Annotated in this window: 26 protein-coding genes and 3 tRNA genes; 3 read left to right on the forward strand and 26 right to left on the reverse strand. The window is 55.8% G+C overall.

Annotation, left to right across the window (positions count from 1 at the left end):
- Positions 1-17 precede the first annotated feature (17 nt).
- Positions 18-965, forward strand: a complete 948-nt coding sequence (locus tag ACP6EK_RS09090) for a hypothetical protein (protein WP_438315602.1) — start codon at positions 18-20, stop codon at positions 963-965.
- On the opposite strand, the gene ACP6EK_RS09095 is transcribed toward ACP6EK_RS09090, so the two are convergent.
- The 6 genes from ACP6EK_RS09095 to ACP6EK_RS09120 form a co-directional block, all read right to left on the reverse strand.
- Positions 919-1,308: a DUF1667 domain-containing protein gene (locus tag ACP6EK_RS09095; RefSeq protein WP_438315605.1), complete on the reverse strand. Its 390-nt coding sequence runs from the start codon at positions 1,306-1,308 to the stop codon at positions 919-921. The genes ACP6EK_RS09090 and ACP6EK_RS09095 overlap by 47 nt on opposite strands.
- Positions 1,295-2,551, reverse strand: a complete 1,257-nt coding sequence (locus ACP6EK_RS09100; RefSeq protein WP_438315608.1) for an NAD(P)/FAD-dependent oxidoreductase — start codon at positions 2,549-2,551, stop codon at positions 1,295-1,297. The genes ACP6EK_RS09095 and ACP6EK_RS09100 overlap by 14 nt, the downstream gene beginning before the upstream one ends.
- Entirely contained in the window at positions 2,535-3,983 is a 1,449-nt protein-coding gene (locus ACP6EK_RS09105; RefSeq protein WP_438315611.1) for an NAD(P)/FAD-dependent oxidoreductase, read from the reverse strand. The genes ACP6EK_RS09100 and ACP6EK_RS09105 overlap by 17 nt, the downstream gene beginning before the upstream one ends.
- Before the next feature lie 6 nt (positions 3,984-3,989).
- Positions 3,990-4,592, reverse strand: a complete 603-nt coding sequence (locus ACP6EK_RS09110) for a glycerol-3-phosphate responsive antiterminator (RefSeq protein WP_438315614.1) — start codon at positions 4,590-4,592, stop codon at positions 3,990-3,992.
- Positions 4,593-4,671: 79 nt separating this feature from the next.
- A complete protein-coding gene (locus ACP6EK_RS09115; protein WP_438315616.1) occupies positions 4,672-4,836 on the reverse strand; it encodes a hypothetical protein in 165 nt (54 codons plus the stop codon).
- Positions 4,827-5,660, reverse strand: a complete 834-nt coding sequence (locus ACP6EK_RS09120; protein WP_438315619.1) for a histidinol-phosphatase HisJ family protein — start codon at positions 5,658-5,660, stop codon at positions 4,827-4,829. Before ACP6EK_RS09120 ends, ACP6EK_RS09115 begins: the two co-directional genes overlap by 10 nt.
- A 78-nt stretch (positions 5,661-5,738) precedes the next feature.
- Here ACP6EK_RS09120 and ACP6EK_RS09125 point away from each other — a divergent pair, with 78 nt between their 5' ends.
- Positions 5,739-6,515 (forward strand): DUF1638 domain-containing protein, encoded by a 777-nt coding sequence (locus tag ACP6EK_RS09125; protein WP_438315622.1) that lies wholly within the window; start codon positions 5,739-5,741, stop codon positions 6,513-6,515.
- Here the strand turns inward: ACP6EK_RS09125 and ACP6EK_RS09130 are convergent.
- From ACP6EK_RS09130 to ACP6EK_RS09150, 5 genes are read right to left on the reverse strand one after another with little or no spacing between them, the layout of a single operon-like run.
- Positions 6,498-6,845: a bh protein gene (locus tag ACP6EK_RS09130; protein ID WP_438315625.1), complete on the reverse strand. Its 348-nt coding sequence runs from the start codon at positions 6,843-6,845 to the stop codon at positions 6,498-6,500. The genes ACP6EK_RS09125 and ACP6EK_RS09130 overlap by 18 nt on opposite strands.
- Complete coding sequence (locus ACP6EK_RS09135; RefSeq protein ID WP_438315628.1) at positions 6,814-8,094, reverse strand: homoserine dehydrogenase; 1,281 nt, start codon at positions 8,092-8,094, stop codon at positions 6,814-6,816. Before ACP6EK_RS09135 ends, ACP6EK_RS09130 begins: the two co-directional genes overlap by 32 nt.
- Positions 8,095-8,118: 24 nt before the next feature.
- Positions 8,119-8,859, reverse strand: coding sequence for an amino acid ABC transporter ATP-binding protein (locus tag ACP6EK_RS09140; protein WP_438315631.1), 741 nt, complete (start codon positions 8,857-8,859; stop codon positions 8,119-8,121).
- A complete protein-coding gene (gene ehuC / locus ACP6EK_RS09145) occupies positions 8,852-9,508 on the reverse strand; it encodes an ectoine/hydroxyectoine ABC transporter permease subunit EhuC (RefSeq protein ID WP_438315634.1) in 657 nt (218 codons plus the stop codon). The genes ACP6EK_RS09140 and ehuC overlap by 8 nt, the downstream gene beginning before the upstream one ends.
- Position 9,509: 1 nt before the next feature.
- The gene (locus tag ACP6EK_RS09150) at positions 9,510-10,271 is read right to left on the reverse strand and encodes a basic amino acid ABC transporter substrate-binding protein (protein ID WP_438315637.1); all 762 of its coding nucleotides are present in this window, start codon (positions 10,269-10,271) and stop codon (positions 9,510-9,512) included.
- A 139-nt stretch (positions 10,272-10,410) separates the two neighbouring features.
- Here ACP6EK_RS09150 and ACP6EK_RS09155 point away from each other — a divergent pair, with 139 nt between their 5' ends.
- Complete coding sequence (locus tag ACP6EK_RS09155; protein WP_438315639.1) at positions 10,411-12,093, forward strand: hypothetical protein; 1,683 nt, start codon at positions 10,411-10,413, stop codon at positions 12,091-12,093.
- Here the strand turns inward: ACP6EK_RS09155 and ACP6EK_RS09160 are convergent.
- From ACP6EK_RS09160 to ACP6EK_RS09230, 15 genes are all read right to left on the reverse strand, one after another.
- Entirely contained in the window at positions 12,080-14,122 is a 2,043-nt protein-coding gene (locus tag ACP6EK_RS09160) for a sensor domain-containing diguanylate cyclase (protein ID WP_438315642.1), read from the reverse strand. The genes ACP6EK_RS09155 and ACP6EK_RS09160 overlap by 14 nt on opposite strands.
- Before the next feature lie 103 nt (positions 14,123-14,225).
- Positions 14,226-14,300, reverse strand: a tRNA-Glu gene (locus tag ACP6EK_RS09165).
- Between the two features lie 64 nt (positions 14,301-14,364).
- Positions 14,365-15,597, reverse strand: coding sequence for an iron-containing alcohol dehydrogenase (locus tag ACP6EK_RS09170; RefSeq protein ID WP_438315645.1), 1,233 nt, complete (start codon positions 15,595-15,597; stop codon positions 14,365-14,367).
- 15 nt (positions 15,598-15,612) lie between these two features.
- Entirely contained in the window at positions 15,613-16,629 is a 1,017-nt protein-coding gene (locus tag ACP6EK_RS09175) for a LacI family DNA-binding transcriptional regulator (RefSeq protein ID WP_438315647.1), read from the reverse strand.
- Positions 16,630-16,694: 65 nt separating this feature from the next.
- Positions 16,695-17,657, reverse strand: coding sequence for an ABC transporter substrate-binding protein (locus ACP6EK_RS09180; protein WP_438315650.1), 963 nt, complete (start codon positions 17,655-17,657; stop codon positions 16,695-16,697).
- Between the two features lie 54 nt (positions 17,658-17,711).
- Entirely contained in the window at positions 17,712-18,683 is a 972-nt protein-coding gene (locus tag ACP6EK_RS09185) for an ABC transporter permease (protein ID WP_438318979.1), read from the reverse strand.
- Between the two features lie 51 nt (positions 18,684-18,734).
- Positions 18,735-20,243, reverse strand: coding sequence for a sugar ABC transporter ATP-binding protein (locus tag ACP6EK_RS09190; RefSeq protein ID WP_438315653.1), 1,509 nt, complete (start codon positions 20,241-20,243; stop codon positions 18,735-18,737).
- Between the two features lie 322 nt (positions 20,244-20,565).
- Positions 20,566-20,642, reverse strand: a tRNA-Met gene (locus tag ACP6EK_RS09195).
- 22 nt (positions 20,643-20,664) lie between these two features.
- Positions 20,665-20,753 (reverse strand) — tRNA-Leu (locus ACP6EK_RS09200).
- Between the two features lie 65 nt (positions 20,754-20,818).
- A complete protein-coding gene (asnS, locus tag ACP6EK_RS09205; protein WP_438315656.1) occupies positions 20,819-22,168 on the reverse strand; it encodes an asparagine--tRNA ligase in 1,350 nt (449 codons plus the stop codon).
- Positions 22,146-22,904: a creatininase family protein gene (locus ACP6EK_RS09210; RefSeq protein ID WP_438315659.1), complete on the reverse strand. Its 759-nt coding sequence runs from the start codon at positions 22,902-22,904 to the stop codon at positions 22,146-22,148. The genes asnS and ACP6EK_RS09210 overlap by 23 nt, the downstream gene beginning before the upstream one ends.
- Positions 22,877-23,917 (reverse strand): branched-chain amino acid ABC transporter permease, encoded by a 1,041-nt coding sequence (locus ACP6EK_RS09215; protein ID WP_438318982.1) that lies wholly within the window; start codon positions 23,915-23,917, stop codon positions 22,877-22,879. Before ACP6EK_RS09215 ends, ACP6EK_RS09210 begins: the two co-directional genes overlap by 28 nt.
- Positions 23,917-24,816 (reverse strand): branched-chain amino acid ABC transporter permease, encoded by a 900-nt coding sequence (locus tag ACP6EK_RS09220; protein ID WP_438315661.1) that lies wholly within the window; start codon positions 24,814-24,816, stop codon positions 23,917-23,919. The genes ACP6EK_RS09215 and ACP6EK_RS09220 overlap by 1 nt, the downstream gene beginning before the upstream one ends.
- A 3-nt stretch (positions 24,817-24,819) precedes the next feature.
- Positions 24,820-25,524, reverse strand: a complete 705-nt coding sequence (locus ACP6EK_RS09225; RefSeq protein ID WP_438315664.1) for an ABC transporter ATP-binding protein — start codon at positions 25,522-25,524, stop codon at positions 24,820-24,822.
- A complete protein-coding gene (locus ACP6EK_RS09230) occupies positions 25,511-26,296 on the reverse strand; it encodes an ABC transporter ATP-binding protein (RefSeq protein WP_438315667.1) in 786 nt (261 codons plus the stop codon). The genes ACP6EK_RS09225 and ACP6EK_RS09230 overlap by 14 nt, the downstream gene beginning before the upstream one ends.
- Between the last annotated feature and the right edge of the window lies 1 nt (position 26,297).

Consider the following 26,297-nt stretch of genomic DNA (forward strand, 5'->3'; position numbering starts at 1 on the left):
TACCTGAGGTGGTCAGCGTGAAAAGACAGGGCATTCCCGAACTCGATGAGGTCCGGCAGTGGATTGAAAGCTACGTGAAAAGGGTCGCCAACCTCAGGGATGAAAGGGACAGAGGCGTTACCCTCCTCGCGCTCCGGGATGCCATCGAGGAGTGGTTGCGGTTCTACGAATCCCAAGGAGCATCGGTTGAACCCGAGTGGATCAGAGTACGGAATTTCGACGCCCTCCTGGAGAAAAACGCTGCGCTCTTTTTGAAAGTGGTCGGAAGAAGACACCTGCAGGAAGAGCGAAAGCGAACCACACCGAACGAAGAACGATGGTGGTGGTGGCTGGACAAAAAGGTAGAGGAAGAGCGAAAGAAGCGCCTGAAAAGAACCGCAACCATCCTGGGAGGCGTTGCTCTTGTCCTTGTGGCTTTATACTTTTTCGTCTTCCGCCTTCCCCCAAGAGAGCAACAATACCTCAACGCCCTCACTTTAGCAGAACAGGCTCTGCAGAACCAGTCATGGGAGGAGGTGCTCACCCACTGCCAGGAAGCTCTTGCGGTATTCCCCGAGCGACCAACTCCCTACGTTGTGGCTGCTATCGCCGCGGAGAAGCTCGGTAAAACCAGTGAGGCCGAACACTTCCATCAGAGTGCCCGAGCGCTTTATGAAAGGGAAGAGGACTTCTTCCTCGAAGAGGCGGGCTGGTACTTCCGGGCAGGAATGTTTGAAGAGGCGAAAGGCTGCATCGCCCGGGTACTGCAAAAAGACCCAGAAAACCTCACCGCCCTGAATCTCCTCGGTTCAATCTACGAGGCAGAGGACAACGTTATCGAGGCCCTTAAGGTGTACCAGCTCGTCCTGGACCTTGCGGAAAAGAAAAACGAAATCACCCTCATCCCTGTGGCCAAGATGAAAATCGGGATGCTCCAGCTCAGGCTCCCGCTGAGCCTTCCTCTCCCTTCTCCAGGCGGCGAATAGTTCGTGTAGCCACAAGATGCACCCCGGTTCCAAGGAGGTTCTCCACAAGGACCTCCCCTCGCCGGACAGGAGCAGTGACCTCAAGGGCACGCAGGAACTCCATGAGCTCGAAGATGCGTTCTTTGGGGAAGGGCGCAGAAGTCCGTACCGGGAGCCGGGGAATCTCTCCTCCCAGGATGCGAACCGTTGTCGTCACCACCCGACAGGGAGAGGTGACCTCCTGCCGGGCATACTCCTGTCCCCGGGGACACCCACTCCGAAGGATAAGGTTATCCGACCCCTGTTCCACCCCGATGCGGCATCCCAGAGGACACACGATGCAGAACACTTCAGAAAACGTCAACGTGTCTTTCTCCACGGAGGACAACCTGCACCTCCCCTTTTTCCTCTGGCCAGGACACCTGGCCAAGGTCAAGACGGACCATTTCTCCTGGCCGACAGAGAGGAAAGGTAAGAGAATGGAACTCCTTCCCGTTGTGGATGAGGGAAAGGCGAGCCTTCCTGAGGGCCTCCTTTGGCCGGACGTAGAGGAAACCGTCCTTCCCCCTTCGAATCCTCTGAGGGAATAGTGCCGCCACCCCCTCCCGGGGAGAAAGGACAAAACGAGGTGGCGTATGCCCTTCATCCTCCCCAATTCTCCGCCCGATTCGCAGCGCACTCTCCGTAACGTAGTCGACAAGGTCGAAAACACCCACGACATTCCCGCAGGCGAAAAATCCCGGAACATCACAGGCAAAGTCCTCGTCCACAAAGGGCCCACCACTTGAAGGACACAGGGGAATTCGGGATTTCTTGAGGAGCTCGCTCTCGGGGACAAGACCGACGGAAAGCAAAAGCGTATCACAGGGGAGGAGACGCTTCTCACCCACTGGGTTTCCCTTCTCATCCACCTTTCCCACCACAACGCCCTCTACCCGCTCTTTTCCAAGAACCTCCAAAACGGTATGGGAGAGGAGGAGAGGAATCCGGAAATCCAGAAGACACTGAACGTAGTTTCGTAAAAGCCCGCTCAGGGTGGGACGAATTTCCACCACCGCCTCAACTCTTACACCCTCAAGGGTCAGCCGGCGAGCCATGATGAGGCCGATATCTCCTGATCCCAGAATCACCGCTCTTTTCCCTGGAAGGTACCCCTCAATATTCACCAGGTACTGGGCACACCCTGCGGTGAAAATTCCCGCCGGCCGTGTCCCCGGAAGACGAATCATCCCCCTGGTTCGTTCCCGGCACCCCACCGCAAAGACCACAGCCCGAGCGTGGAAAATCCATACCCCTTCCCGGTTCACAGCCACCACATGCCGGTCCTCTCCAACCTCAAGGACAGTGGTGTCGGTGAGAACTTCCACCCTGGTTTTCTCCAGCTCATCGATGTAACGCTCTGCGTACTCAGGACCGGTGAGCTCCTCTCCAAAAAGACGGAGTCCAAATCCGGGATGGATGCACTGGTTGAGAATTCCCCCAAGATGAGGGTTTCGTTCAAGGAGGAACACCCTCCGTGCTCCCCGCTCCCATGCCGAGAGCGCGGCAGCCATCCCCGCCGGCCCTCCACCAATGACCACAACTTCTGCGTCAATGGACCTCGGCATACGTTGCCACCTCATCCCTCTGGAGCACATAGAACGAACCGGGGCCGGATTTTCGAAGGCCATGGACGGGAATACCGCCTTCGCTCTCCAGAATTCGGGGAAGGTGCATGCCGCAGAAGCTTCCCTGGCATCGGCCGGCAAAAACCCGAATTCGCCGTTTGAGTCCATCGAGGGTTCGGGCGGGGGGATTTGCCCGGAGTGCCCGCCTTACTTCCGCAAGGGTGACCTCTTCACAGCGACAAACAATCTTCCCCCAGTCGGGATCTTCACGGATCAGGCGTTCCCGTTCTTCAAGAGAGCACTCCCGGAAGGCCCGGGAAGGAACCCGAAAGCGAAAATCGCTCCTTTCCCGGAGAGGAAGACCACGCCTGGCAAGGAGTTCACCCACGTATTCGGCGATGCCGAAACACGCGGTGAGTCCCGGAGACTCAATACCGGCAAGGTGGAGCACACAGGGTAGTGAGGGAGAAAAAGCAATGAGGAAGTCCCGCTTGGGGAGTGCTGGTCGTACCCCGGAGAACGTCGTGATCACCCGGTCAAGGGGAACGTCAGGGACAAGCCTTCGTACCCCCCGTTCAACCTCAAGAAGGCCTTCTCTGGTGGTGGCAGTGTCCTCTCCCCGAGTAGGTTCGAAATTCGGCCCAAGAAGGAGATTACCCTCCGGAGTTGGAGCGACAAGAATACCCTTGCTCTTTTCTGTGGGCACCGGATACAGCACACAGCGCACGAATTCCTGACATTCCCGATCGAGCACAAAGTACTGTCCCCGGAAAAAGGAAAGTGGCGGCAGGGAATCTCCAAGGTTTTGAGCGAGGCGAACCGCAGAAGCGCCAGCGCAGTTCACAAGGAAGCGAGCGTGGTAGACCGTCCCATCGCCGCAGCAAATCCGCAGAAACCGACCCGAAGACTCTGCAGCAACGACTTCTTTTCCACAGCGAATCTCCACCCCGTTGAGGGCTGCACCCTCCGCCAAAGCAATGGTTAAAGCGAAAGGAGAAACAACCATGGTCTCAGGGTCAAAATACCCGGCGTGGATTTCAGGGTTTACCCGGGGTTCAATCGCAAGAACTTCCTTTGGCGAAAGGATGGCTGCTTCCGCAATCGCCCCCCGCTTTTTAAGCACCTCAAGGTACCTGGCTTCCTCCCTGGAAAAGGCAAGCGTCAGCGCCCCGCACCGCAGAGGCGAAAGGCCGAGTTCCCGAAAGGCTCTCTCAAACCAGGAGAGAGAGCGAAGGTGCATTTCTCCCTTCAGCGTTCCCGGGGTCCAGTAACTCCGAGAGTGGAGGATACCAGTATTCGCCTTGCTGACCCCACAGCAAACGTCTTCCCGCTTCTCAAGGAGGAGGATGTCCAGAGAACAATGGGCAAGGTACCACGCTATGGCACAACCCACCACGCCTCCGCCCACAATGGCGACATCGTACACCTTCATCTTCTCTCACCGCTGCCTGCATTCCTTCAGGGCTTCGTTCATCCTCCAGAGGTCTTTCGCACTCGTTGACACCGCAAGGGCACCGTTTTTCAAGATCTCCCGCACTTCTTTTGGCGTCCGGATGAACCCCCCGCAGATAACCGGAGGGAATCCCTCAAGGGGGAGAAATCTGCAGATCTTAGGAAAAACAATCCCTGGAAGAATTTCCACTGCGTCAGGTCCGACCTCTTGGATCACCTTGAGCCCCGTCCGGAGAGACTCACTGTCGATACAAAAAAGGCGGAAGATGGTCATGAATTCCATACGCCGGGCAAGAGCGAGTGTTCGGGCTCGCGTGGAAATGATGCCCCTCACCCGGGGGAAAAGTTCCCGAAGCAGGAGGAACCCTGCCTCATCGGGAGCAATGCCTCCGAAAAGGTCTAAGTGCAGGAAAAAGGCCACGCTGTCATCCGCAAAGGCCACAATTCTCCGGGCCTCAAAGATGTCCCCTTCGAGGATAAAGTACACCGGGCAGAACCTGAGATCCTCTTCCCTGAGGTCTTTTGTGTTGGTGCTGCGAAGCGCCCCGATAACCGGGAAACCCCGCAAAAGCTCATCAATGCGACTCATGCCATCCTCCAAAAAAGAAAGCCTTCCGACTGAGTCGGAAGGCTTTCTTTTTCTCCAAGCCACCTCGAGTATACCACGTTTATCGTCTCTGGAAAAGATGGGTGAAGAAAATGCCCAAAAGCAAGAACAAACACATCCAGATGAAGTATCGGGCAAAGAAGGAATCGGGAAAACGGGAGACCAGAAAAAGGTACATAAAGGGCGCACCCACAGCGAGGATGGCCATAGCGGCAATCATCCGCATGAGGTGTACTCTCGAAAAACAACAGGAATTTTCTGGCGCTTGGTAAAACGGACTACCGAGGTAAACCCGGCCCTACCGAGGAGATCCTCTGCTTTCTCAAAGTCCCTCCCCACATCCTCAGGCCTGTGGGCGTCAGACCCCACACAGACCGAAAGCCCAAGGTTCCTCGCCCGCATGAGGATATCTAGCGATGGGTAAGCCTCTCCTACCGGCCTTCGCCAGCCTGCAGTGTTGAGCTCAAGGCTCACTCCATACCTCTGGCAGGCAAGAAGCACCTCGTTCATTTCGGGAATCTCCTGGGTAGGGCGAAAGCCGAATTTCTTGGGGAGATCGAAGTGAGCCACCGCGTCGAAGTACCCCGTTTCCACTCCCTCCCTGAGCACCCGAAAATACGTGGTAAAAAGGTCGTTGATATCCCACTCTCTGTACCTTCCAATGTACTTTGGATGGTCAAAGGGCCAGTCCCCCAGGTAGTGGACTGAAAGGAGGAGATAGTCCCAAGAGAAGGCGTGAACGATTTTCTCGAGCTCTCGCTCATGACCCGGGACGAAATCCACTTCAAGTCCCACACGAATCTCCAGAGCCCCCCGGTATTTCTCCTGAAGAACCTCCACCTCCCGAATGTACTCCTCGAGTTCTTCCTCAGGAATCGCCGACTCCCTCTTCCGGTGCTCCCTGGGGAGGAAATACTGGGGGGAATGCCCGGAAAATCCAATTTCTCGAAGCCCGCGCTCCAGGGCTTTCTCCACGTACTCCTCATACGTCCCGGAGGCATCGCCACAGCGTGGAGTATGCATATGGTAATCGCAGCAGAGCAAAAGCACCACCTCCCTGGGAAATTATCCCCCTTCCCTTTACAGAGCACAAGATGCAGGGATACAATGCCAAAAAGAGGTGATGCAATGCACAGCGTGGTGCAGCGCCGCTTCAGGGTCATTGCCTGCCGGTCAATGTACCGGGAAATCTCCTTCCTCGTTTCCCAGGTCAAGAGTGCTTGCGACGTAACCTTTCTCCCTCTGGGTCTCCACAACAATCCCGAAACCCTTCGAAAAACTCTCAGACGGGAAATCGCAACCACAGGTCCGCAGCGCTTCGCCTATGAGAAGGGGAGCCTGGAAACGGGTTACGATTACGATGCCATCCTCCTTGGATATGGCCTCTGCAGCCGGGGAACAGAAGGGCTTTCTTCTTCCCGCTACCCCATCGTCATCCCCCGCGTCCACGACTGTATCGCCATACTCCTTGGGTCGCACAGGAGATACGAAGAGCTCATCAATCAGTACCGGGGTATTTACTGGTACTCTCCCGGATGGATTGAGCACTCCCTTGAGCCGGGGAAAGAACGGCACACCCTGGTGTACGAAACCTATCGGGAAAAGTACGGCGAGGACAATGCGCGCTATCTCATGCAGCTTGAAGAAAGCTGGCAGAAGGAGTACCGGTATGCCCTGTACATCCGGTGGGGCTTTCCGGTGGACGAAGCCTATGAGGCCTTCACCAGGGAATGTGCCGAGTTTCTGGGATGGGAATACGGGGTCGTCGAAGGAGACGAGAGGCTTCTTCGAGACCTCCTTGAGGGACGGTGGGATGAGGAGCGATTTGTGGTGCTTGCCCCGGGGGAGACCCTGGAAGCCAGTGGAGATGCGTGCATTTTCCGCAAATCAATCCTCGCACAGTGACTCGAATTCTTTGAGCATCCGGTAGGGCTTGGTGATAATCCGGAAAGGAATAGTGCTGAAGAACTCGAAAAGGTCCCGCCTGTACTCCTCAGTGAGACGCTGGGGTTTGGTGAGAATTCGTTCAATGAGCTGTTCCCCATAGAGCGCCACAAGCTTTGCCCGGTCAAGGCCAACTTCGAGTCCACATTCCTGGCAGATGATGGATCTGACGATTCCCCCCTGGTAAAGTACTCGATGTACCGTTTCCCGCTGACAGGAAAGGCAAACAAAGGATGTGACGATTTCCTCCTGCTCCACCTCACGAATCCCCCCGTTCCACCCGGATGGCATACACATCCTTCACCACCTCGAGCTTCTGAATGCGCTCGAGGGAATCCCGCAGTTTCGCCTCCTGAACCTCATGGGTGAGGAAATAGATATTCGTGAGCCTCCCGGGAGTGCTCACCGGCTGCTTCACCGCTGAGAGACTAACGCCTGCTTCTCCAAACTGCGTAGCGATTTTCCCCAAAACCCCAGGGACATCAAGGGCCAGGATTCTGATACAGTACTGCGTGACAAGCTCCTCAACCGGCCGGACAGGAAGTTCCCTGAGGCAGGTACACCCCACCCGTCCCCGACAGTTATACTTGAGGTTGCGGATGGCCTCGATGATATCACCGACCAGGGCACTCCCCGTGGCCTCCCCCCCTGCTCCCGGACCCCGGAAGGTTAAAGCCCGGGTTCTCGACTTCACATAGATGGCGTTCTCCACCCCCGTGACGCTCGCAAGAGGATGTTCCTCAGGCAGAAGGACCGGATGCACCCGAAGCTCAAGGCGACCGTTCGTCTTCTTCGAGATGGCCAGAAGTTTCACGACAAAGCCCAGCTCCCGGGCAAACTCAAGGTCCTCGGGGATAAGGCGAGTGATGCCCTCCCGAAAGACACTGTCTACGTCGACTTTCGTGTGGAAACACAGGGAAGCCAGAATAGCCAGCTTGTATGCCGCATCGAACCCTTCAACATCCATGGTGGGCATGGGCTCGGCATAACCCCGCCGCTGGGCCTCTTGCAGGGCTTCCTCGTATGAGGCTCTCTGGAGAGACATTGCCGAAAGAATGAAATTGGTTGTTCCGTTCACAATACCGATGACCTCTTCGATGTCGTCTCCTGCAAGTTGCTCCTTCAGGGCATGGATGATAGGAATGCCTCCACCAACTGCCCCTTCAAAAAAGAGGTCAACGCCCTGCTTTGCGGCAATCTCAAGGAGCTCCCCGCCTCTTTTGGCAATGAGTTCCTTGTTCGGTGTCACGACGCTTTTCCCCCGGGAGAGCGCTTCAGAAACAATCTCAAAAGCCGGGGAAACCCCTCCAATGGCCTCCACAACAATCTGAATCTCGGGGTCCTCAAGGACCAGAGCCGGATCCTCTCCTCGAAGCTCCGGTGGAACGACCACCGGGCGTTCCCGTACCCAGTCCTTATCGATAACCCGGGCAACCTGAATTCGCACCCCAAGCTCCTTCTCAATATCGCTCTGTCTCTCCCACAGGACCTTGACCGTCCCGGCTCCCACAGTCCCAAAGCCAATGACGCCGATTTTCACCACATTTCCTCCCATGGCCCCACCTCAGATGTTGATGACTTTACTCAGGAACTCCCGAGTTCGGGGATGCTTTGGCCGGTAGAATATCTCCTCCGGAGGTCCCTCCTCCACAATCCTCCCATCATCAAGATGCACCACACGATCCGAGACCTCCCGGGCAAACCCCATTTCATGGGTCACGACAATCATGGTCATGCCTTCCCGGGCAAGCTCCTTCATAACGTCGAGGACATCCTTAACCGTCTCCGGGTCAAGGGCTGATGTGGGTTCATCGAACATCATGACCTTGGGGTTCATAGCCAAAGACCTGGCAATGGCCACCCGCTGTTTCTGGCCCCCGGAAAGTTGCGCCGGGTAGGCATGGGCCTTCTCCTCAAGGCCAACTTTCCGGAGGAGTTCCAGGGCAATGCGCTCCGCTTCCGCCCGGGGCATGCGTTTGACCTTCTGCGGTGCAAGGGTGATGTTCTCCAGGGCCGTCATGTGAGGGAAGAGATTGAAACTCTGAAAAATCATCCCGATGGACTGACGAACCCTGCTCAGGTTCACACCGTCTGCCGTGATGCACACTCCATCAATGAAAATCTCCCCGCTTTGGATAGGCTCAAGGCCGTTCAGACACCGTAGAAGAGTGCTCTTCCCTGAGCCTGAAGCCCCGATGATGGAGACCACCTCCCCAAAGCGAACCCGGAGGGTAACGTCTTTGAGAACGTGGTGCCGGCCAAAGTACTTGTTGAGATTCCGAACCTCAACCACCCACTCACTCACTGTATCGTAACCTCTCTTCCGAAAACCTGACGATACGGGAGATGAGGTACGTCATGGCGAAGTAAAAAAGTGCCACCCCGCTCCAGATTTCAAAGGACTTGAAGGTTCTGGTGATGATGATTTGCCCTGTTCGAGTTAATTCAGCGATGGCGATGGTGGACACAAGGGAAGAGTCTTTAAGCAGGGCGATGAACTCGTTGCCAAGAGGCGGGAGAATACGCACGAAAGCCTGAGGGAGAATGACGTAGTACATGGCCTGATGCCAGGTCATCCCAAGGGACAGCGCTGCCTCCATCTGTCCCCGGGCAATGGACTCTATGCCACCCCGAACAATTTCTCCCACATAGGCACCACTGTTGATGCCCATGGCGATGACCCCTGCCACGAAAGGGTCGAGATTGAGCCCCAGAGCGGGTAGGCCAAAGTACACAAGGAAAATTTGCACAAGAAGCGGGGTACCCCGGACAAGCTCAATGTATGCACCGGCAACAGTCCGGAGAGCCGCATTAGGCCAGACCCGGGCAAGTCCGGCGACGATGCCAATACCAAGCCCCAGGACAATGGAAAGCGATGTGATCCGCAGGGTTACCGTCGCCCCCACAAGGAGCGAGGGCAACGCCCTATAAAGCGCGGAGAAATCAAAGTGCACCTTACTTCCCCAGCTCCCCAAACCATTTCCTGTAGATTTCGTCGTACTTCCCCGATGCTTTAATCCGCCGGAGGGCTTCGTTAATGGCCGCAAGAAGTTCAACATCGCCCTTGCGCATCGTCACTCCGTACTTCTCCTCCCCCTCCCGGAAGGTGGCCACAATTTTCATGTCGGGGAGCATCTTCATCCGGTAGGCCACTTCAGAAAGGTCGTTCACCACGGCATCGGCTCGCCCGTTCAGGACTTCCATGTAGGCCTTGTCGATGGTATCGAATCGCTTCACCGTTACCCCTTCCATTTCGCTCACTGCGAGATCCCCCGTGGTACCGATCTGGACGGCCACAATCTTCCCCTTGAGGTCCTCAGGCCCCTTGATGGTCTCGTTGTCCTTCCGCACGGCAATGGCCTGAGAGGTGACATAGTACGGGTCGCTCATTTCTTTTGATTTCAGGCGTTCCTCGGTGATAGAGGTGGAGGAAATGATGATGTCGAATTTTCCTGCATCAAGAGCAGGGAAAATCCCATCCCACGCAGTATCGATGAACACCGCCTCCACGCCAAGCTCTTCGGCGATAGCCCTTCCGAGGTCAATATCAAAACCCACAATTTCACCACTCTCGTCATGGAACTCCATAGGGGGATAGGTGGCATCAGTCCCGATGTAGATTTTTCCCCGTGCCTTAATCTCCTCAAGCGTTGACGCTAAAGCTATGCTTCCGACCAGAAGGACGGCAAGCACTACAGGAACAAGAAATCTCTTCATACGTACCCTCCTCTTTTTTCTCCGAATATACCCTTTCCGGGACAACCTGTCAATGAACTTCGGGGACTTCTCCTCCCCATGCCCTGGCCTTTCATTCCCTGGGGCTTTTCGGATACAATAGCAGAAAGGGGGTAGGCCAATGAGAGGCTGGAAACTCTTTCTCGGAGACTACGAAAGTGTGTTTCAGCAGTGTCTTGAGGAACTTGCTCAGGAGCGGGTGCTTTTACGGCTCTGGCAGAAAGACTACACCCTCTGGAGTGAGAGTCCTGAGGAGATCGTCAATCGCCTGGACTGGCTTGAAGCACCCTGCCGCATGCAGGGGATGGTGCGGGTCCTTAAGGCCTTCGCCGAGAAAATCAAGGAAGCCGGCTTCACCAAAGCGGTGCTCCTTGGTATGGGTGGCTCAAGTCTTGCCCCTCTCATGTTCTCCCAGATGTTCCAGAAAGCACCGGATTCCCTCGATGTCGAAGTGCTCGACAGCACCGACCCTGAGGTCATTCGGTCTTTCACGGAAAGAGGAGACCCCAGGACCACCCTGTACATCGTCTCCACGAAATCGGGGACAACCCTTGAGACTCTGGTGCTTTTCCGCTATTTCTTCACCCTCCTTCGCGCCATGGGAAAGGAAGAACCGGGGGAGAACTTCGTGGCCATCACCGATCCGGGAAGTCCTCTCATCGCCGAAGCCCGATTGTACCGTTTTCGGGAAATCTTTGAGAACAATCCCAACATCGGGGGAAGGTACTCTATCTTTTCGTTCTTCGGGCTTCTTCCCGCTGCGCTCCTTGGCATCGACCTTCATCGTCTTCTTGAAGAAGCCCGAAAGGCCATGGAATGCTCCTCCCCCGACCAGGAAATTCTGGACAACCCGGGGGCAGTCCTTGGGGCTTTCCTCGGAGGACTGCACCGTAGAGGATGCGACAAAATTGTCTTTCTTTTCACCTCCCCGGCCCTCGAGACCTTCGGGCTCTGGCTTGAACAGCTTCTTGCCGAAAGCACAGGGAAGATGGGAAAAGCCATCCTTCCTGTTGTGGAACGGGAATGGAAGGTGTACCCCCGACAGGACCTGGGATACGTCGTCTTCTTCACCTGCGAAGAACAGCTTCCCCGTGCTTTTCTGACTTCTCTTGAGAGGGAGGGACGTCCCTATCTTGCCATTCCCTTTGAGACCCCTCATAGCCTGGGACAGCACGCGTACTCCTTCGAGCTTGCCACTGCTCTTGCGGGCTACTTCCTTCGCCTGAACCCCTTTGACCAGCCTGATGTGGAGTCCACCAAACGTTTCACCCGGGAAATGCTCCGCAATCCCCAGGAGCTCCTCCCGGAGCACCTGCCACAGGATGGGGAGATCAGGTTCCTCCACGAAAAAGCGGTACTCTCCCTCAAAGACGCCCTGGACGACTTCCTCGGGAAGCTCCACAGGGACGGATACCTGGCAATTCAAGCCTTCACTCCTTATGACCCCTTCCTTGAGAAAGAGTTCCAGGCTCTGGGCACGATCCTCAGGGAGGAATACGGACAGGTCGTCACCCTGGGGTACGGTCCCCGTTACCTTCACTCTACAGGACAGCTCCACAAAGGGGATGGGGGCAGGGGGAGCTTCCTGCAGATTATAACGGAAAGCGATGAAGACCTTCCCATTCCCGATCGTCCCGGGGCCACAGAGAGTTCCCTGGGCTTTGGTGCGCTCAAAATGGCCCAGGCCCTTGCTGACCGGCAGGCACTCCGGGAAAGGGGGCGAAATGTTCTGACCCTTATTGTCCCTGCGAGAAAAGCTTTGGAAACCTTGGTCCGGATACAGGAAATCCTCAAGAAGAAGTGAGGGAGTTTCCGCCCCTTTTCCTCCGTTTTTCGTCATACATCCGGGCATCAGCAAAAGACAGAAGCTCCTGGATCTTCTGGGGTTGCGAGGGAAGGAAGGGTGCCCAGCCTGCGCTGAATGAGAGGCGATAGGGACGATGAGCCTTGCTGTTCCACTCCTCCACGAGTTGCGTGAGACGGTGGAGAATCCGCTGAAGGTCTGCATTTTTCACCCCGGAGAGGAGGACAGCGAACTCGTCGCCCCCGATGCGGGCGATAACATCGGATTTGCGGAAGACCTTCCGGAGCATTCCGCTGAACTCTCGAAGGACTCTATCCCCCTCCTCATGGCCAAACTGGTCGTTGATCCACTTGAGATTGTCAAGGTCGAGGAAAAGCACTCCCACTTCCTCTCCCTCCCTCTGTGCGGCAAGCAGCGCATGCTCGGCAAGCACCAGAAACCCGCGACGGTTATAGACCCCGGTGAGCTCGTCGGTCAGCGAAAGGTGTTCAAGCTCCCTGAGGCGCTGTTCCTGTTCCTCAAGGTGGCGGGCAAAACGAAGGACATCCTCCACCTTACGGGCAAAAAGGGCGTACAGTCGGTGCTCTCTCCTTCGTAACGGATAGGAAGCCTCGAAAAAGAGTACTGAAGGGGCTTCCTGTTCGCCCAGGAGGAAAATCCGCTGGTGCTCCTTTGGGGATTCCATTTCCTTCTGGACCTCGGCAGGATCAGAGAACCCCCAGGATGCAGCAAGCTGGAGCTCATCGTCTCTTCTCCAGAGGAAGGCCATGCGCTGCACCCCAAAGAGCCGCACCGCCCGTTCCACCATTCCCCGGAAGAACTCCTGGTAGGATCCGGGAAACGAGAGGGCGGAAATCTCATGGAGAATGGCAAGTTCCACTTCAGAAGGAGCGTCACAGACCGAAAGAAAACGCTTCCTGGTCCCTTTTCTTCCCGCCACCGCCACAACCACTGTCTTGTTCCGGAAAAGGGGTGCCTGACCGCGGGGATGGATCTCTCCCACGCTGAGAAATCCGAGGCAGGGAAGCCCCCTAAGGGCATCGTCCACGATTTTGAGCTCTTCCTCAAAAGCCTCTCCCAGAATCAGAGCGCGGCTGACGCAGTCGAAAACGAGGGCGAACAGAGGGTCCTCAACGCAAGTCGCCTCCTGAGAAACCCTGGTCACAGCGGCCAGAAGGCTCTCCTTTTCTCCCCTCATGAGGTACCCTACGGCTCCCTCCGGAATGCTCGCCCCCACAAATCCCATAGCACCATCCGGGGTGAAATACGCGGGATCCCGGATGAGGCAATCCCCAAAAATACTTGGAAAACCCAAGGGATAGAGGGTTCCCACACGGGGCAGGTCTTCCGGGGAAAAATCCCCCACTCGCTCGCGGTACGCCTCGAAGGGAGGAATGCCATCAATCTCAACCACTTCCCGCCCCCGGGTCTTCGTCACCACGAGGAGCTCCCTGGTGGGGGACCATCCGTGGTCCGCCGCAGAGGAAAAGGCTACGTTTTCGAAAATTCCCACGCTCACCGGACCCAGATTCACGCCCTGTTCGGTGAAACGAAAGGCACCCGTCCCTCCACCAAGGTAGAGAAAACGGGGACCAAGGACGTTATAGAGACCCTGGAGGAAAAGTGGCACCTCAAGGGCGGGATCAAGGAGAATCACCAGGGTCCCCCCCTCTAAGGAGGTCCGGCGAATCTCCCTCCCCACAAGCTCTCCCAGCGCATACGAATCGCTTCCTTCAAAAGGGGGAAAAACGGTAAAAGCCTGCAATCCGGGTACAGCAAGGGCCAGGATGGCTATTCCGCGGGAAAGGAGCCTTCTGCCCACCACCACACCCTCAGCTGAACAACCGAGGATTCTCGCCGAGGGGAAAGCCTCCCGCAGCGCCTCAAGAATACGGTGAGGGCTGTACTGGGGCGTAATAAAAAGAAAGAAGAAAGAGGGTACGCCGCTTGTCTGCACTGCCCGAGATAGCGCTTCTTCAAGTGCTGCTTTCTCGTCAGTCCTCTCGCTATAGCCAAGCCCTACTTCCATGAGTCTTTCCAGTCCCCCAGACTTGCAGGGTTTCCATAAGTGTACCACATTCCGGGGCCGTAGGGTTGCGGGAGCAGGAAGTCTCGAGAGCTCAAAAATAAAATGGTGGCCCAACGGGGAATCGAACCCCGGCTTGCGGATTGAGAGCCCGCCGAACTAACCACTATTCGATTGGGCCACCCTTTCTTCCGCTTTGGCGGTTACTATTCTACCATGGGCTTTGGAAAAATCAAGGGGGGACCTCATCCCGGTTTTTTTAAGCCGGGACACAGGTCCCCGCCTTTTCCATTGCTCCGATCTTTTTTCCACTTCCTCGAGTACGCACTTTCCAGAAGGGCAAACACGTCCTCTTTTGTAGGAACCCTGGGATTCACAGAGTAGTCAGGAAGCTTGAAGGTGTCCTCAACAATGCCGGGGAGGTCTTCCCTGGGGATGCGCAAATCCTCAAGGCCAAACCACATGCCAATCTCCTTCAGGAAAGCACTCATGATCTCCTCAAGGGCCAAAGCTGCGACCTCGTCCTTTTCGCCCAGCAGTTCAGGGCGGAAAATCCTAGCCACAGTGGCGAACCTCTCCAGGGCGTAAGGAGCGGTGTAACGGAGAAACTCTGGGTACACCACGGCCAAGGCCTCTCCATGCATGACCCAGGGAGCCTTCCCGCCAATGGCCATACCAATTCCGTGGGGCAGGGTGGTACCGCAGTTTGCAATGGAGAGACCTGCCAGGGTATCCGCCCAGGCCATATGTTCCCTGGCTTTGCGGTCCGCGGGATTGTGGAGAAGAGGTGGGAGAAAACGGACAACCAGGCGCATGGCCTCAAGGGCCAGGAGGTCGGTATAGGGATTGGCATTCACGTGGACGTAACTCTCGAAGGCATGGGCGAAAGCATCGAATCCGGTGGAAGCGGTAAGGTGAGGAGGAAGGGACATCACAAGTTCAGGATCCACAATGGCCTCTTTAGGGAAAAGACGAGGGTCCACAATAGCGGATTTGCAGCGCTCTCCGGGATTGGTGAGCACGGAAACTGCCGTTACCTGAGAACCGGTACCAGAAGTGGTGGGAATGGCGACGATGGGGAGTACCTCTCTCGTGACCTTTCTTTCCCCAAAAAGGCGATACTCCCAGGCCGTTCCTTCATGCGTGACCTCCAGAGCAATGGCCTTGGCGGTATCGATGCTTGACCCTCCTCCAAGCCCCACCACGACATCGGCATGGAAGTCTCTGGCCATCTCTACTCCCCGGGAAATGCTCTCCGTTGTGGGATTAGGGATCACCTGGTCGAAGTGGGCAACCTCAACCCCGCTCTTCCGGAGGAGGCTCTTGGTCTTTTCGAAGACTGGTTCCAGGACCGGAAAGGGAGGGACGGTAACAAGCAATGCCTTCTTCCCGTAACGGGACACAATCCGTCCCACTTCTTCGAGTTTCCCAAAACCAAAATGAATACGTGTGGGCTGATAGTATGAAAAGGAACTCATGGGGGAACAACCTCCTTACCAGCGTTCGCCGGCAGAATAGCGAATGCGCAGCGATGTGGGGAGAACCACCCTTTTAGGGGTGTTTCGCTTTTTCTTCAGGCGTTCCATTAGGAGCTCTGCCCCCACTTTGCCCACCTCAAAAGCGGGTTGAGAAACAGCCGTCAAGGGGGGAGAAAGGTAGGCAAACCAGGGGAGGTCGTCAAAAATGGCAAACCCAATATCTCCGGGTATCCGTAGTCCCAAATCCTTAATGGCTTCAAAAGCCCCAATACCCATACTGTAGTTACACGCAAAAATCACGGAAGGCGGAAAAGGCAGGGACAGGAATTCTCGAGCTGCCTGCACCCCGCTTTCCTTAAAGAAATCCCCTTCAAAGACCAGGAGTTTTTCTCCGGGAATTCCCTCTTCCTTCGCAGCCTCAAGGGCTCCCAGAAGGCGTTCCCTTCCTGTTGAGGTATCCTGGGGACCAGCGATGATGCCAATCCTCCGATGGCCAAGGCGCAGGAGATGTCGCACAAGTTCCCGGCTTCCCTCTCGGTTGGTAACCTCGACGAGGTCCACCCCTACATGGTCCACCTGTTTATCAAGAACCACAACGGGGACCCCAAAGTCGACGAGAAGCTGTAAATCCACCCCACCGCCCTTCCCCGGGACAAGGATGATGCCATCCACCTGTTTCCCGTAGAACATCTCGAGAGCACTCTGTTCTCGTTCCTCGCTGTAGCTGGTGTTCGTGACGAGCATGTCGAAGCCGTTTGAGGTGAGCACAACCTCAACGCCTCGAAGCATTTCCACCATAAAGGGGTTCTCCAGATCACACATGACAACCCCAACGGTGTTGGTCCTGCGGCGTCGCACGCTTTTAGCCAGAACGTTGGGGCGGTAATTGAGCTCTCGAATGGCCTTGAGTACTCGCTGCTGGGTCTCCCGGCTCACAAAGCGGGTTCTGTTCAGCACGTGAGAGACAGTAGCTACGGAAACGTCAGCCCTTTCGGCAACCTCCCGCATGGTAACCCGCGTACCCTTGACCATTCCGCTCGTCCCCCAGGATGAAAACCAAGGGCTGGCCCCCGCATTTGGGGGCCAGCCCTTGGTGCTCAGTAGAGAACCTGTTTGGCCTCTTCAGAGTCAATGTTATCCTTGGTTACAAAAACGATTCCGGTATCAATGTACTCCGGAACTTTCTCTCCTTTGGCAGCAGCAAAGGCGATTTTTACTCCCTCGTAACCCATGCGGTAAGGATTCTGCACGGCAATGCCCTGGAGCGTACCCTTGCGAACCATTTCCTGGAGGTCCTTGTTCCCGTCAAAACCGATGGCCACGATTTTCCCGGCAAGGCCAAGCTGCTCGATAGCCCTTCCCATGCCGATCGCTGTGGGTTCGTTGGCTCCGAAGATGGCCGTAATGTCGGGATTGGCCGAAAGAACATCGATGGTCTGGTTCAACGCGGTCACCATGTCCGACTGGGAGTAGAAGGGTCCGATAACTTCCATCTCGGTCTTTTCCTTAATGGTGTCGATAAATCCACCCACCCGGCCGATTTCGCTCCCCACTCCAGGAACATAGGACATAACAGCGACTTTCCCTTTGGTTCCTGCCCGCTTAATGAGCTCATTGGCGCAGAGGATACCTGCTGCCCTGTTGTCAGTAGCCAGAAACGAAACGTAACCCTCCTTGGAGTTCAGGAGAGAATCGATAATGACCACCGGAATGCCCGCCTCCTTCGCCTTCATCACCACGGGAACAAGAGCATCCGGATCGGAGGGGGCAAGGACAATGGCCATAACGTTGCGGTTAATGGCATTCTCTACGAGGTTTACCTGCTGCTCGATCTTGGTTTCCGCCTCGGGACCGATGAAGGTAACCTTGATGTTCTCCTCCTGAGCAACGAGTTCTTTCTCTGCATCTGCTGCACCCTTGGCCACATTCTGCCAGAAACTTGAAGTAGCCTCCTTCACGATGACGGCGATTTCCTTTGGCTCCTCAGCCCAGGCCACCGTCAGAAGCCCCATAAGGAACACCACGCAAAGTAAGAATCCCAACACCCGAATGCCCTTCATGCTTCCAACCTCCTTTTGATCAGTATAGATGGAACTATCCTCCGGAGGATAGCTTTACTTCTCACCCCGTCGCTGCAAACGGTCCGCCGCCACAGCGGCAATAATGACCAGCCCGATGATAATCTGCTGAATGAAGTACGACACACCCTGCATGTTGAGACCGTTCCGCAGCATGCCGATAATGAACGCCCCAATCATAGTTCCCGCTATGGTACCCGATCCACCCATAAGGCTTGTGCCGCCAATGACGGCAGAAGCGATGGCATCAAGCTCATACCCCACTCCAGCATTGGGCTGAGCCGTCACGATACGAGACATCATGACGATGCCGGTCAACCCGGCCAGGGCTCCCGAAACAAGGTAGGCAATGATTTTGGTCCGGTTAACGTCGATACCGGAGAGACGGGCGGCTTCCTCGTTTGAACCCACAGCGTAGATAAAACGGCCAATGCGGTGCCGACGAAGGAGGAAGTTGAAAGCAAGAGCCACCACAACCATGATGATAACCGGGTACGGGATACCCGGAAAGGTCACCACTTGGCGTCCATCTCCAGACAGCGCGGTGACCCGAAGCAGCGCTCCGTTCCCCAAAACACCGAACTTCTCGGGAAGCCCGGCAACAGCTCGGGCCCCGGTAACCTGAAGGGCAATGCCCCGGGCAATCTGCATCATGCCCAGGGTGGCAATAAAGGGGGGAAGGCTCAATCGGGTGACCAAAAGACCGTTCACCATGCCACAGCCCACGGCTACCAGAAGGCCACAGAGAAAACTCACCCAGACGGCAATGCCGGCGCGGGATAAAAGACCTGCCACAACACCGCTTAAGGCAATTACGGAACCGATGCTCAGGTCAATGCCTCCCGTAATAATGACGTAGGTTACACCAATCCCCATGAAAGCCATGGTGCTCGTTTGCAATCCCACAGTGAGGACATTCTGCACGGTGAAAAACTTGGGAGTGGTTACAGAGAACACCACAAAGAGAACGACCAGCGCACTGATAGCCACAAACCGCTGAACGACCATTCCAACCTGATGAGTTCGAGACGTCCTTTGTTTCCCCACTCCTTTACCTCCTCACGACAAGGCTGAAACCAAACCTGCTGCGTAGTTCAGGATTTCTTCCTGGGTGGTTTCCCGTGTTCTGAGCACTCCCGCAAGGCGCCCCTCATGGAGGACCAATATCCGGTCAGTCATGCCCAGGAGCTCTGGAAGCTCCGAAGAAATCATGATGATACCGATGCCCTGTCCTGCCAGCTGATCCATGAGCCTGTGGATGGCGTACTTTGCCCCCACATCGATACCCCGCGTGGGCTCATCGAAAATCAACACCTTCGCCTTACGGAAAAGCCATTTTGCCACCACCACTTTCTGCTGATTCCCACCGCTCAGGTTCTTCACCACCTGGTACACCGAGGGTGTACGGATGTCCAGCTCCCGGACGTAATGCTCGGCCACTTTCCGCTCCCTTAGCGGAGAAATAACCCCCATTCGGCTTGAGATTTCCTCAACATTGGCCATGGTGATGTTCTCACAAAGTAGCATTTCCACTGCCAAACCGGCAAGCTTCCGGTCTTCGGGGAGGTAACCAATGCCTGCGCGGATTGCATCGATGGGAGAATGAATCTCGAGTTTTCGCCCACGGAGGTACACCTCACCACCATCTTTAGGGTCTGCCCCAAAGATGGCTCGAGCAAGTTCGGTACGCCCTGCTCCCATGAGACCGGCGATACCCAGAATCTCTCCCTCGTAGAGTTCGAAGGATATGTCGTGCAACACTCCCGCCCGGGTGAGGTGCTTCACCTCGAAAATCTTGCGACCGGTGGGCGAAGAGGTGCGGGGAGGGAACTTGTGCTCGAGCGTCCTCCCCACCATCTTGCTCACAAGGTACTCAAGAGTGACATCGCCATAGTTGTAAGTCCCTATGTACTTTCCGTCCCGCAGGACAGTAACCCGGTCAGCGATATGCTTCAACTCCTCCAGACGATGGGAGATGTAAATGATGCCCACGCCCTGCTGCTTAAGCTGGTGAATGACTTTGAAGAGTTCGTCGATTTCCGACTCGGTCAAAGCAGAAGTCGGTTCATCCATAATAAGAACCTCGGAGCGAAACGAAAGAGCCTTGGCGATTTCCACCATCTGTCTTTTGGAGAGGGGAAGGGCATAAACAGGAGTGGTGGGGTCAATGTCCACGTGGAGCCGGGCCAGGAGCTCTCGGGCCTGCCGGTTCATCTGACGGTCGTCAATATACCCTCCAAAACGCAGAGGTTCCCGACCGATGAAGATATTCTGAGCCACCGTGAGATGGGGCATGAGGTTTAATTCTTGGTAGATGATGCTGATGCCGGCTCTCTGGGCTTCCTGAGCATTGTGGAAAACAACCGGCTTCCCCTTGTAGTACAGGGTACCCTCATCGGGACGATAAACCCCGCTGAGAATCTTCATCAACGTGGATTTTCCCGCACCGTTTTCCCCCACGAGGGCATGGACTTCGCCCCTTTTCAGCTCAAAGTGTACTCGATCAAGTGCCAAAACCCCGGGGAACCTTTTGGTGACATTTTCTACTCGCAGAAGCTCCTCGCCCATCGCTTCCTATCCTCTGAATCCCACGTTTGGCTCGATGATAACAAGCCTGAAAAAGCGGCGTCAACGGTCCTCTCGTTTTTCCGACCTTTGGGAATCAGAGGTGGAAGAAATACAGTATTTAAGAGAATCAGAACCACCTGGTTTTCCGTAACAGAAGAATTGCCATCCGTTTTTCCGCTTTGTGGCAGGAAAGGCCTGTCAGACAAGGTTTTGTCCCGTGGGGAGGAACTAAGCGGTTTCCAGCAGCAACTTCAGCCCCGTTTCCCGGTTTCTCCAAAAGCAAAAGGCCCTGTGCTGCAGCACAGGGCCTTTTGCGCAACCCTGGTAGCGGGGGCAGGATTCGAACCTGCGACCTCCGGGTTATGAGCCCGACGAGCTTCCTGACTGCTCCACCCCGCGTCGTATGCTATGTTGTCTTTCCTGGTGCCGAAGGCCGGAATCGAACCGGCACGAGGCTTGCGCCTCAACGGATTTTAAGTCCGTTGCGTCTTCCTATTCCGCCACTCCGGCACAGCCGGCCGTACGCACCCTATTATTTTAGCAGCAAATCTCAGGGAGTCAAGAGGTACAGCACCTTAGGGATAGATTCGGTAAATCTGACGGGGAAAAGGAATGGTTTCCCGGATGTGGTGCACACCACAAATCCAGGCCACGGTTCTCTCAATTCCCAGGCCGAATCCTGAGTGCGGACAGGCACCAAAGCGGCGGAGGTCGAGATACCACTCAAAGGCCTCTCGGGGGAGGTTGTGTTCCCGAAGTCGCTCCTCAAGGAGCGCAAGATCGTAAATGCGCTCACTTCCTCCGATGATTTCTCCATACCCTTCCGGGGCAATGAGGTCATCGTTGAGTACAAGGTCGGGATTCTCTGGATCCGGCTGCATGTAGAAAGCCTTAATGGCCTTGGGATAGTGGTGGATGAATACCGGGCGGTCGAATTCCTCAGAGATGGCGGTTTCCTCGTCTCCTCCAAAGTCATCCCCCCACCTGACGGGAAAGCCCTTTCTCTGAAGAAGCTCAAGGGCTTCGGTGTAAGAAATGCGGGGGAAAGGCGGAGTAACCCGCTCCAGCGGTTTTGTATCCCGCTCGAGGATTTCAAGCTCCCGAGGGCATTCGCTGAGAACCTTCTGGACGATAAACGAGACGAGGCGTTCCTGAAGGTGCAGGTTGTCCTCAAAGGTGAAAAACGCTGCCTCAGGCTCTACCATCCAGAACTCGGTGAGGTGACGGCGGGTCTTGGATTTCTCTGCCCGGAAAGCTGGGGCAAGGCAGTAGACCCTTCCAAAGGCCATGCAGGCTGCTTCCATGTAGAGCTGGCCACTCTGGGAGAGATACGCTTTCCCGAGGTCAAAGTACTCGAGCTCAAAAAGGGTTGTCGTCCCCTCGCAAGCAGCAGGAGTGAGAATTGGTGGGTCAATGAGGACGAAACCTTCTTTCTGGAGGCATTCATGGATGCCCATGATGATGGTGTTTCGGATCCGCAAAATGGCATTCTGCCTGCGGGAACGGAGCCACAGGTGCCGGTGTTCCATGAGGAATTCCACAGAATGCTCTTTCTTCTGGATTGGGTATTCCTCCTGAGCAAGGGATACAACGCGAACCCCCTGAACCTCGAGTTCATATCCCGAAAAAGGTGCCCGGGGTTCTCTCCTCACCCGTCCTCGAACAAGGATAGCCGACTCAAAGGGGAGACGCTCCAGAAACTTCAGATCTTCCCGGGAAAAGGCTTCCCCCAGGGAGACCGTGGCCTGGATGAAACCCGTTCCATCCCGGATGATGAGAAAAACAATCTTCCCACTCGAGCGCCGGTTGGCAAGCCACCCCCGAATTTCGACGTCCTTCCCTTCCCACTGGTCGATGTTCTCAATTGTAGCCCAGGGAAAAGCTCCATCAGTCCATCCTCGTTCAAACACGGGACTTTTCACCATACTTCCACCCTCGCTTCTCCATCTCCTCGAGAAAGCGCACTACGTAATCCACAAGGACCCGGAACATCTTCTCTCCCTTCTCTTTTGTCCCCTTTTTGGGGTCCCCCGTAGCTCCATAGGGGGTGAGCTCCTCAAAGCGCCATTTGATCTCAAGCCCCTCGGGGAGATCCGGGACGACACCCCGGGCCTCTTCCATCCGGCAAAGTTCCGGGAAGAGGTAGAGGACAATCGAGGTCTCTCCCTCTCCTGCGTGTCCAAGTCCTCCCCACACCTCGAACGTCCCCGGAGGGAGGAGCTCTCCTGCCGTCACCCACCAGGCAGGAAGGCACGCTAGAAAAGCATGGGGATAGTTCACTTTGACGGAGCGAGCAGCGATTTCAATGGGGGCGATGTTCCCATCATGACCGTTAATGATGATGATGCGAGAAATCCCCTGCCTGATGCAAGAGGTGAAGACGTCCTTGAGGACTTCCGCCATGACCTCCGGCCGAAGGGTCAAGGTGAAGGGAAAGGCATCGTAGTGGAAACTCACACCGTAGTACAGGGGCGGCAAAACGAGTGTCCCCGGAACTCTTTTTGCCACCTCAAGGGCGATGGCCTGGGCCACAAGGGTATCGGTGCCAAAGGGGAGGTGGAATCCGTGATTTTCGCTTGAGCCCACAGCCACAATGGCTTTATCGAAATTCCCCTCTTTGAAATCGACATAGGTCATCTCGGCATGGAAAATCCTGCCCATTCCCTTTCCTCCTTTCTCTCCTGGCGTCCTCTCGCAGAAACTCGCTTCCTTCCCACAAGGCCTTCGGGTTTCCAGAGCATAACAACGATGAGGAGCAGCGCGTAAATGAGCTCGATAAGGCCATAAAGCTTCAGGTGCTCCTCAAGGGGCTTCAGAGCATACCGGAGCGTCAGAAGGAGCACCGCCCCCACCACCGGTCCACTCATGGTTCCCATACCACCAACGATGAGCATGACGACAATCTGAAAGGTCAGGGTGAAAGAGAACTCAAAAGGGCGAATAGCCTTGGTCAGGTGCGCGTACAACCCTCCTGCAACTCCTGCAAAGAACGCCCCCACCACAAAGGCAAAGAGCTTGTACTTCATGGGATAGATACCAAGGACCTGCGCCGCGGTTTCGTCTTCCCTGAGAGCCATTAGGGCCCTCCCGAAACGGGAATGGACGATCCTCCACACCACGTACACGGTGATGAAAAGCCACAGGAATGTCCAGTAAATATTCGTGTACAGCGGAATGGCACTGATTCCCATCGGTCCCCGGGTGATACCCTTGAGGGTCTTGGCAAACGTCACCACAATGACCATGAACCCCAAAGACGCCACGGAGAGGTAGTGCCCCCGAAGGCGGAGCACCGGTGCCCCGATGAGCAAAGCAGCACAGCTTGCGAGAGCCCCTCCAGCAAGAAGCGCGGGGAAGAACGACCAGGCAGCGTCCGGTCCTCCCAGAAACCAGGGAAGACGAGGAAGGTCATAGGCTTCCCGCAGAGGGACGGGAAAGGTAAGGAGAGTCGAAGTGTACGCCCCGATGGCCATGAAGGCCGCGTGTCCCAGAGAGAAAAGCCCGGTATATCCATTGGTAAGGTTCAAACTCACCGTGGCAATGGAGTAAATTCCCATGAGGATGAGGATGTGCAGGAGGTACCGATTCAGGGTTTTCTCCGCCACAAAGAGCGCTCCAAAGAGCACCAAGCCCCCAACGACGAACCAGAGTTCCTGAGGGATACGCCGCTTCATCACACCCGTACCTCTTCCCTTATCCCCATGATACCCGAGGGACGAACGAGTAAGACCAAAACGAGGATGGCAAAGACAATCCCATCACGGTATTCGGCAAAGCGTGTGGGCAAAAAGGCAATGGAGAGAATCTCCGCAAGTCCCAGGACAAACCCTCCGAGCATGGCGCCGGGGATACTCCCCACACCGCCCACAACCACGGCCACGAAGGCCTTGACTCCCGTGAGAAAGCCCATATCGTAGGAAATCTGCCCGTACTTTGCTCCCCACAGGAATCCCGTGAAGGCAGCAATGGCTGAGCCCAGGACAAAGGCCACCGAGATGACCCGGTTCACCTCAATCCCCATGAGGTTGGCAACCTCGAGATTTTCCGCCGTTGCCCGCATGGCGATCCCCAGCTTTGTCCGTTTCACAAAGAGGTGGAAGGCGAGCATGATGAGAAGAGACGAAAGGATGATGAAGACATCAACTGTCCGGAAAGTCAGATACGGTGTCCGGTACAGCGTTGCCAGAAATTCTGGAGTCTTGAAGGCGTAAGGCTGGGGAGAAACAATGAGCTTGGTGAAATTCTCAATGAAGGTATAGAACCCCAGCGAGGTGATGAGAAGTGCCACCTCCGGGCCGCCTCGGAGTTTCCTGTAGGCCACAAGGTCAAGGACAAGACCCATGACTCCCCCAAACCCGAGGACCAGAAACAGCGCGGCCACAAAGGGCAGACCGAAACGGAAAAAGGCGAAGTACATGAAGAACGCCCCCAGGGTAATAAGGGCACCATGAGCGAAGTTGATGAGCCGGAGAATGCCATACACCACCGTCATGCCCAGGGCAAGGAGCGCGTAAATGCAACCGAGAATAATGCCGTTCATGCTCTGCTGCAAAAAATACGAGAGCGAGAACATACCCTACCCTCCCAGATAGACCTTTTTCACCTCTTCAAGGGACTCAACCTCCCGGGGAGTCCCGGCGATTTTCACCACCCCCGTCTCCAGAACGTACACGTAGTCGGCAACACCAATGGCCATAGGAGCACTCTGCTCCACAAGGAGGATGGTGACTCCACTCTCCTGGATACGCCGAATCAGGGTATAGAGCTCCCGAACCACAAGGGGGGCAAGACCGAGCGAGGGTTCGTCAAGGAGCATGAGCCTGGGTCGGGACATGAGGCCCCGACCGATGGCCAGCATCTGCTGTTCACCCCCGGAGAGCGTCCCGGCAATCTGGTTTTCCCGTTCCTTCAGACGGGGGAAAAGGCGGTACACCTCCTCAAGATCCTGGAGAATTCTCCCCTGGTCTCTCCGGTGGTACGCTCCAAGGAGAAGGTTTTCCCGCACCGTGAGGCGGTTGAAAATTCCCCGACCCTCAGGCACGAGAGCAATACCCAGACGGACCCGCTGAGGCGCAGGAAGGAAGGTGATGTCCTTTCCGTCGTAGAAAATGCGACCCCGTGCTGGCCGCAGAATCCCCATAATGGTCTTCAAGGTTGTTGTCTTGCCGGCACCGTTCGCTCCAAGAAGGGCCACAATCTGCCCCTTCCCCACTTCAAGTTCAAGCTCCTGGACTGCGGGAATGACACCGTACTTCACCGTAATCTTCTCAACCTTGAGCAACGAGATCACCTGTCCCAAGATAGGCTTCGATGACTTTCGGATGCTGACGGATTTCTTCAGGAGTCCCAACGGCAATAACCGAGCCGTAGTCAAGGACCTGGATAACTTCGGCCAGTCCCATGACAAAGGACATCCGGTGTTCCACAATGATCATGGTGAGGTGAAAATCCCTCTGAAGCTCTGCAACCAGACGGGCCAGGTCATCGGCCTCTTTCGTGTTCATCCCTGCAGAGGGTTCATCAAGAAGGACAAGCTCTGGCCCGGTCATCAGTGCCCGGGCAATATCGAGTTTCCGCTGCAAACCGTAAGGGAGATTTGCGGCAATCTCTTTGCGAAACTCGCACATGCCAAAGCGCTCAAGCATCTCACGGGCCTTCCGCTCTACGGCCTTTTCCTCACGGAAGAAAAAGGGGGTACAGAAAAGCGTGGAAAAGAATCCACAGCGAGCATGCACGTGGGCGGCAACTTTCAGATTCTCCTCCACGGTAAGGGAGGGGAAAAGGCGCAGGTTCTGGAAGGTCCTGGTCAACCCCAGGGCGGTGATTTCGTCAGGGCGAAGGTGGGTGATGTCCCTTCCTTTGAATACAATTCTCCCCCGGGAAGGCTTCAAAACCCCACTGATGAGGTTGAACACCGTGGTTTTCCCCGCTCCGTTCGGCCCAATGAGCCCATAAATTGCCCCGCGGGGAAGCTCAAGGCTGTACCCACTTACGGCCATCAGGCCACCAAAATTCTTCCACAGGTCCTCAACCTTCAGAATGCATTCGCTCATC

Source organism: Candidatus Caldatribacterium sp. SIUC1 (assembly GCF_051549785.1).
GTDB lineage: Bacteria > Atribacterota > Atribacteria > Atribacterales > Caldatribacteriaceae > Caldatribacterium.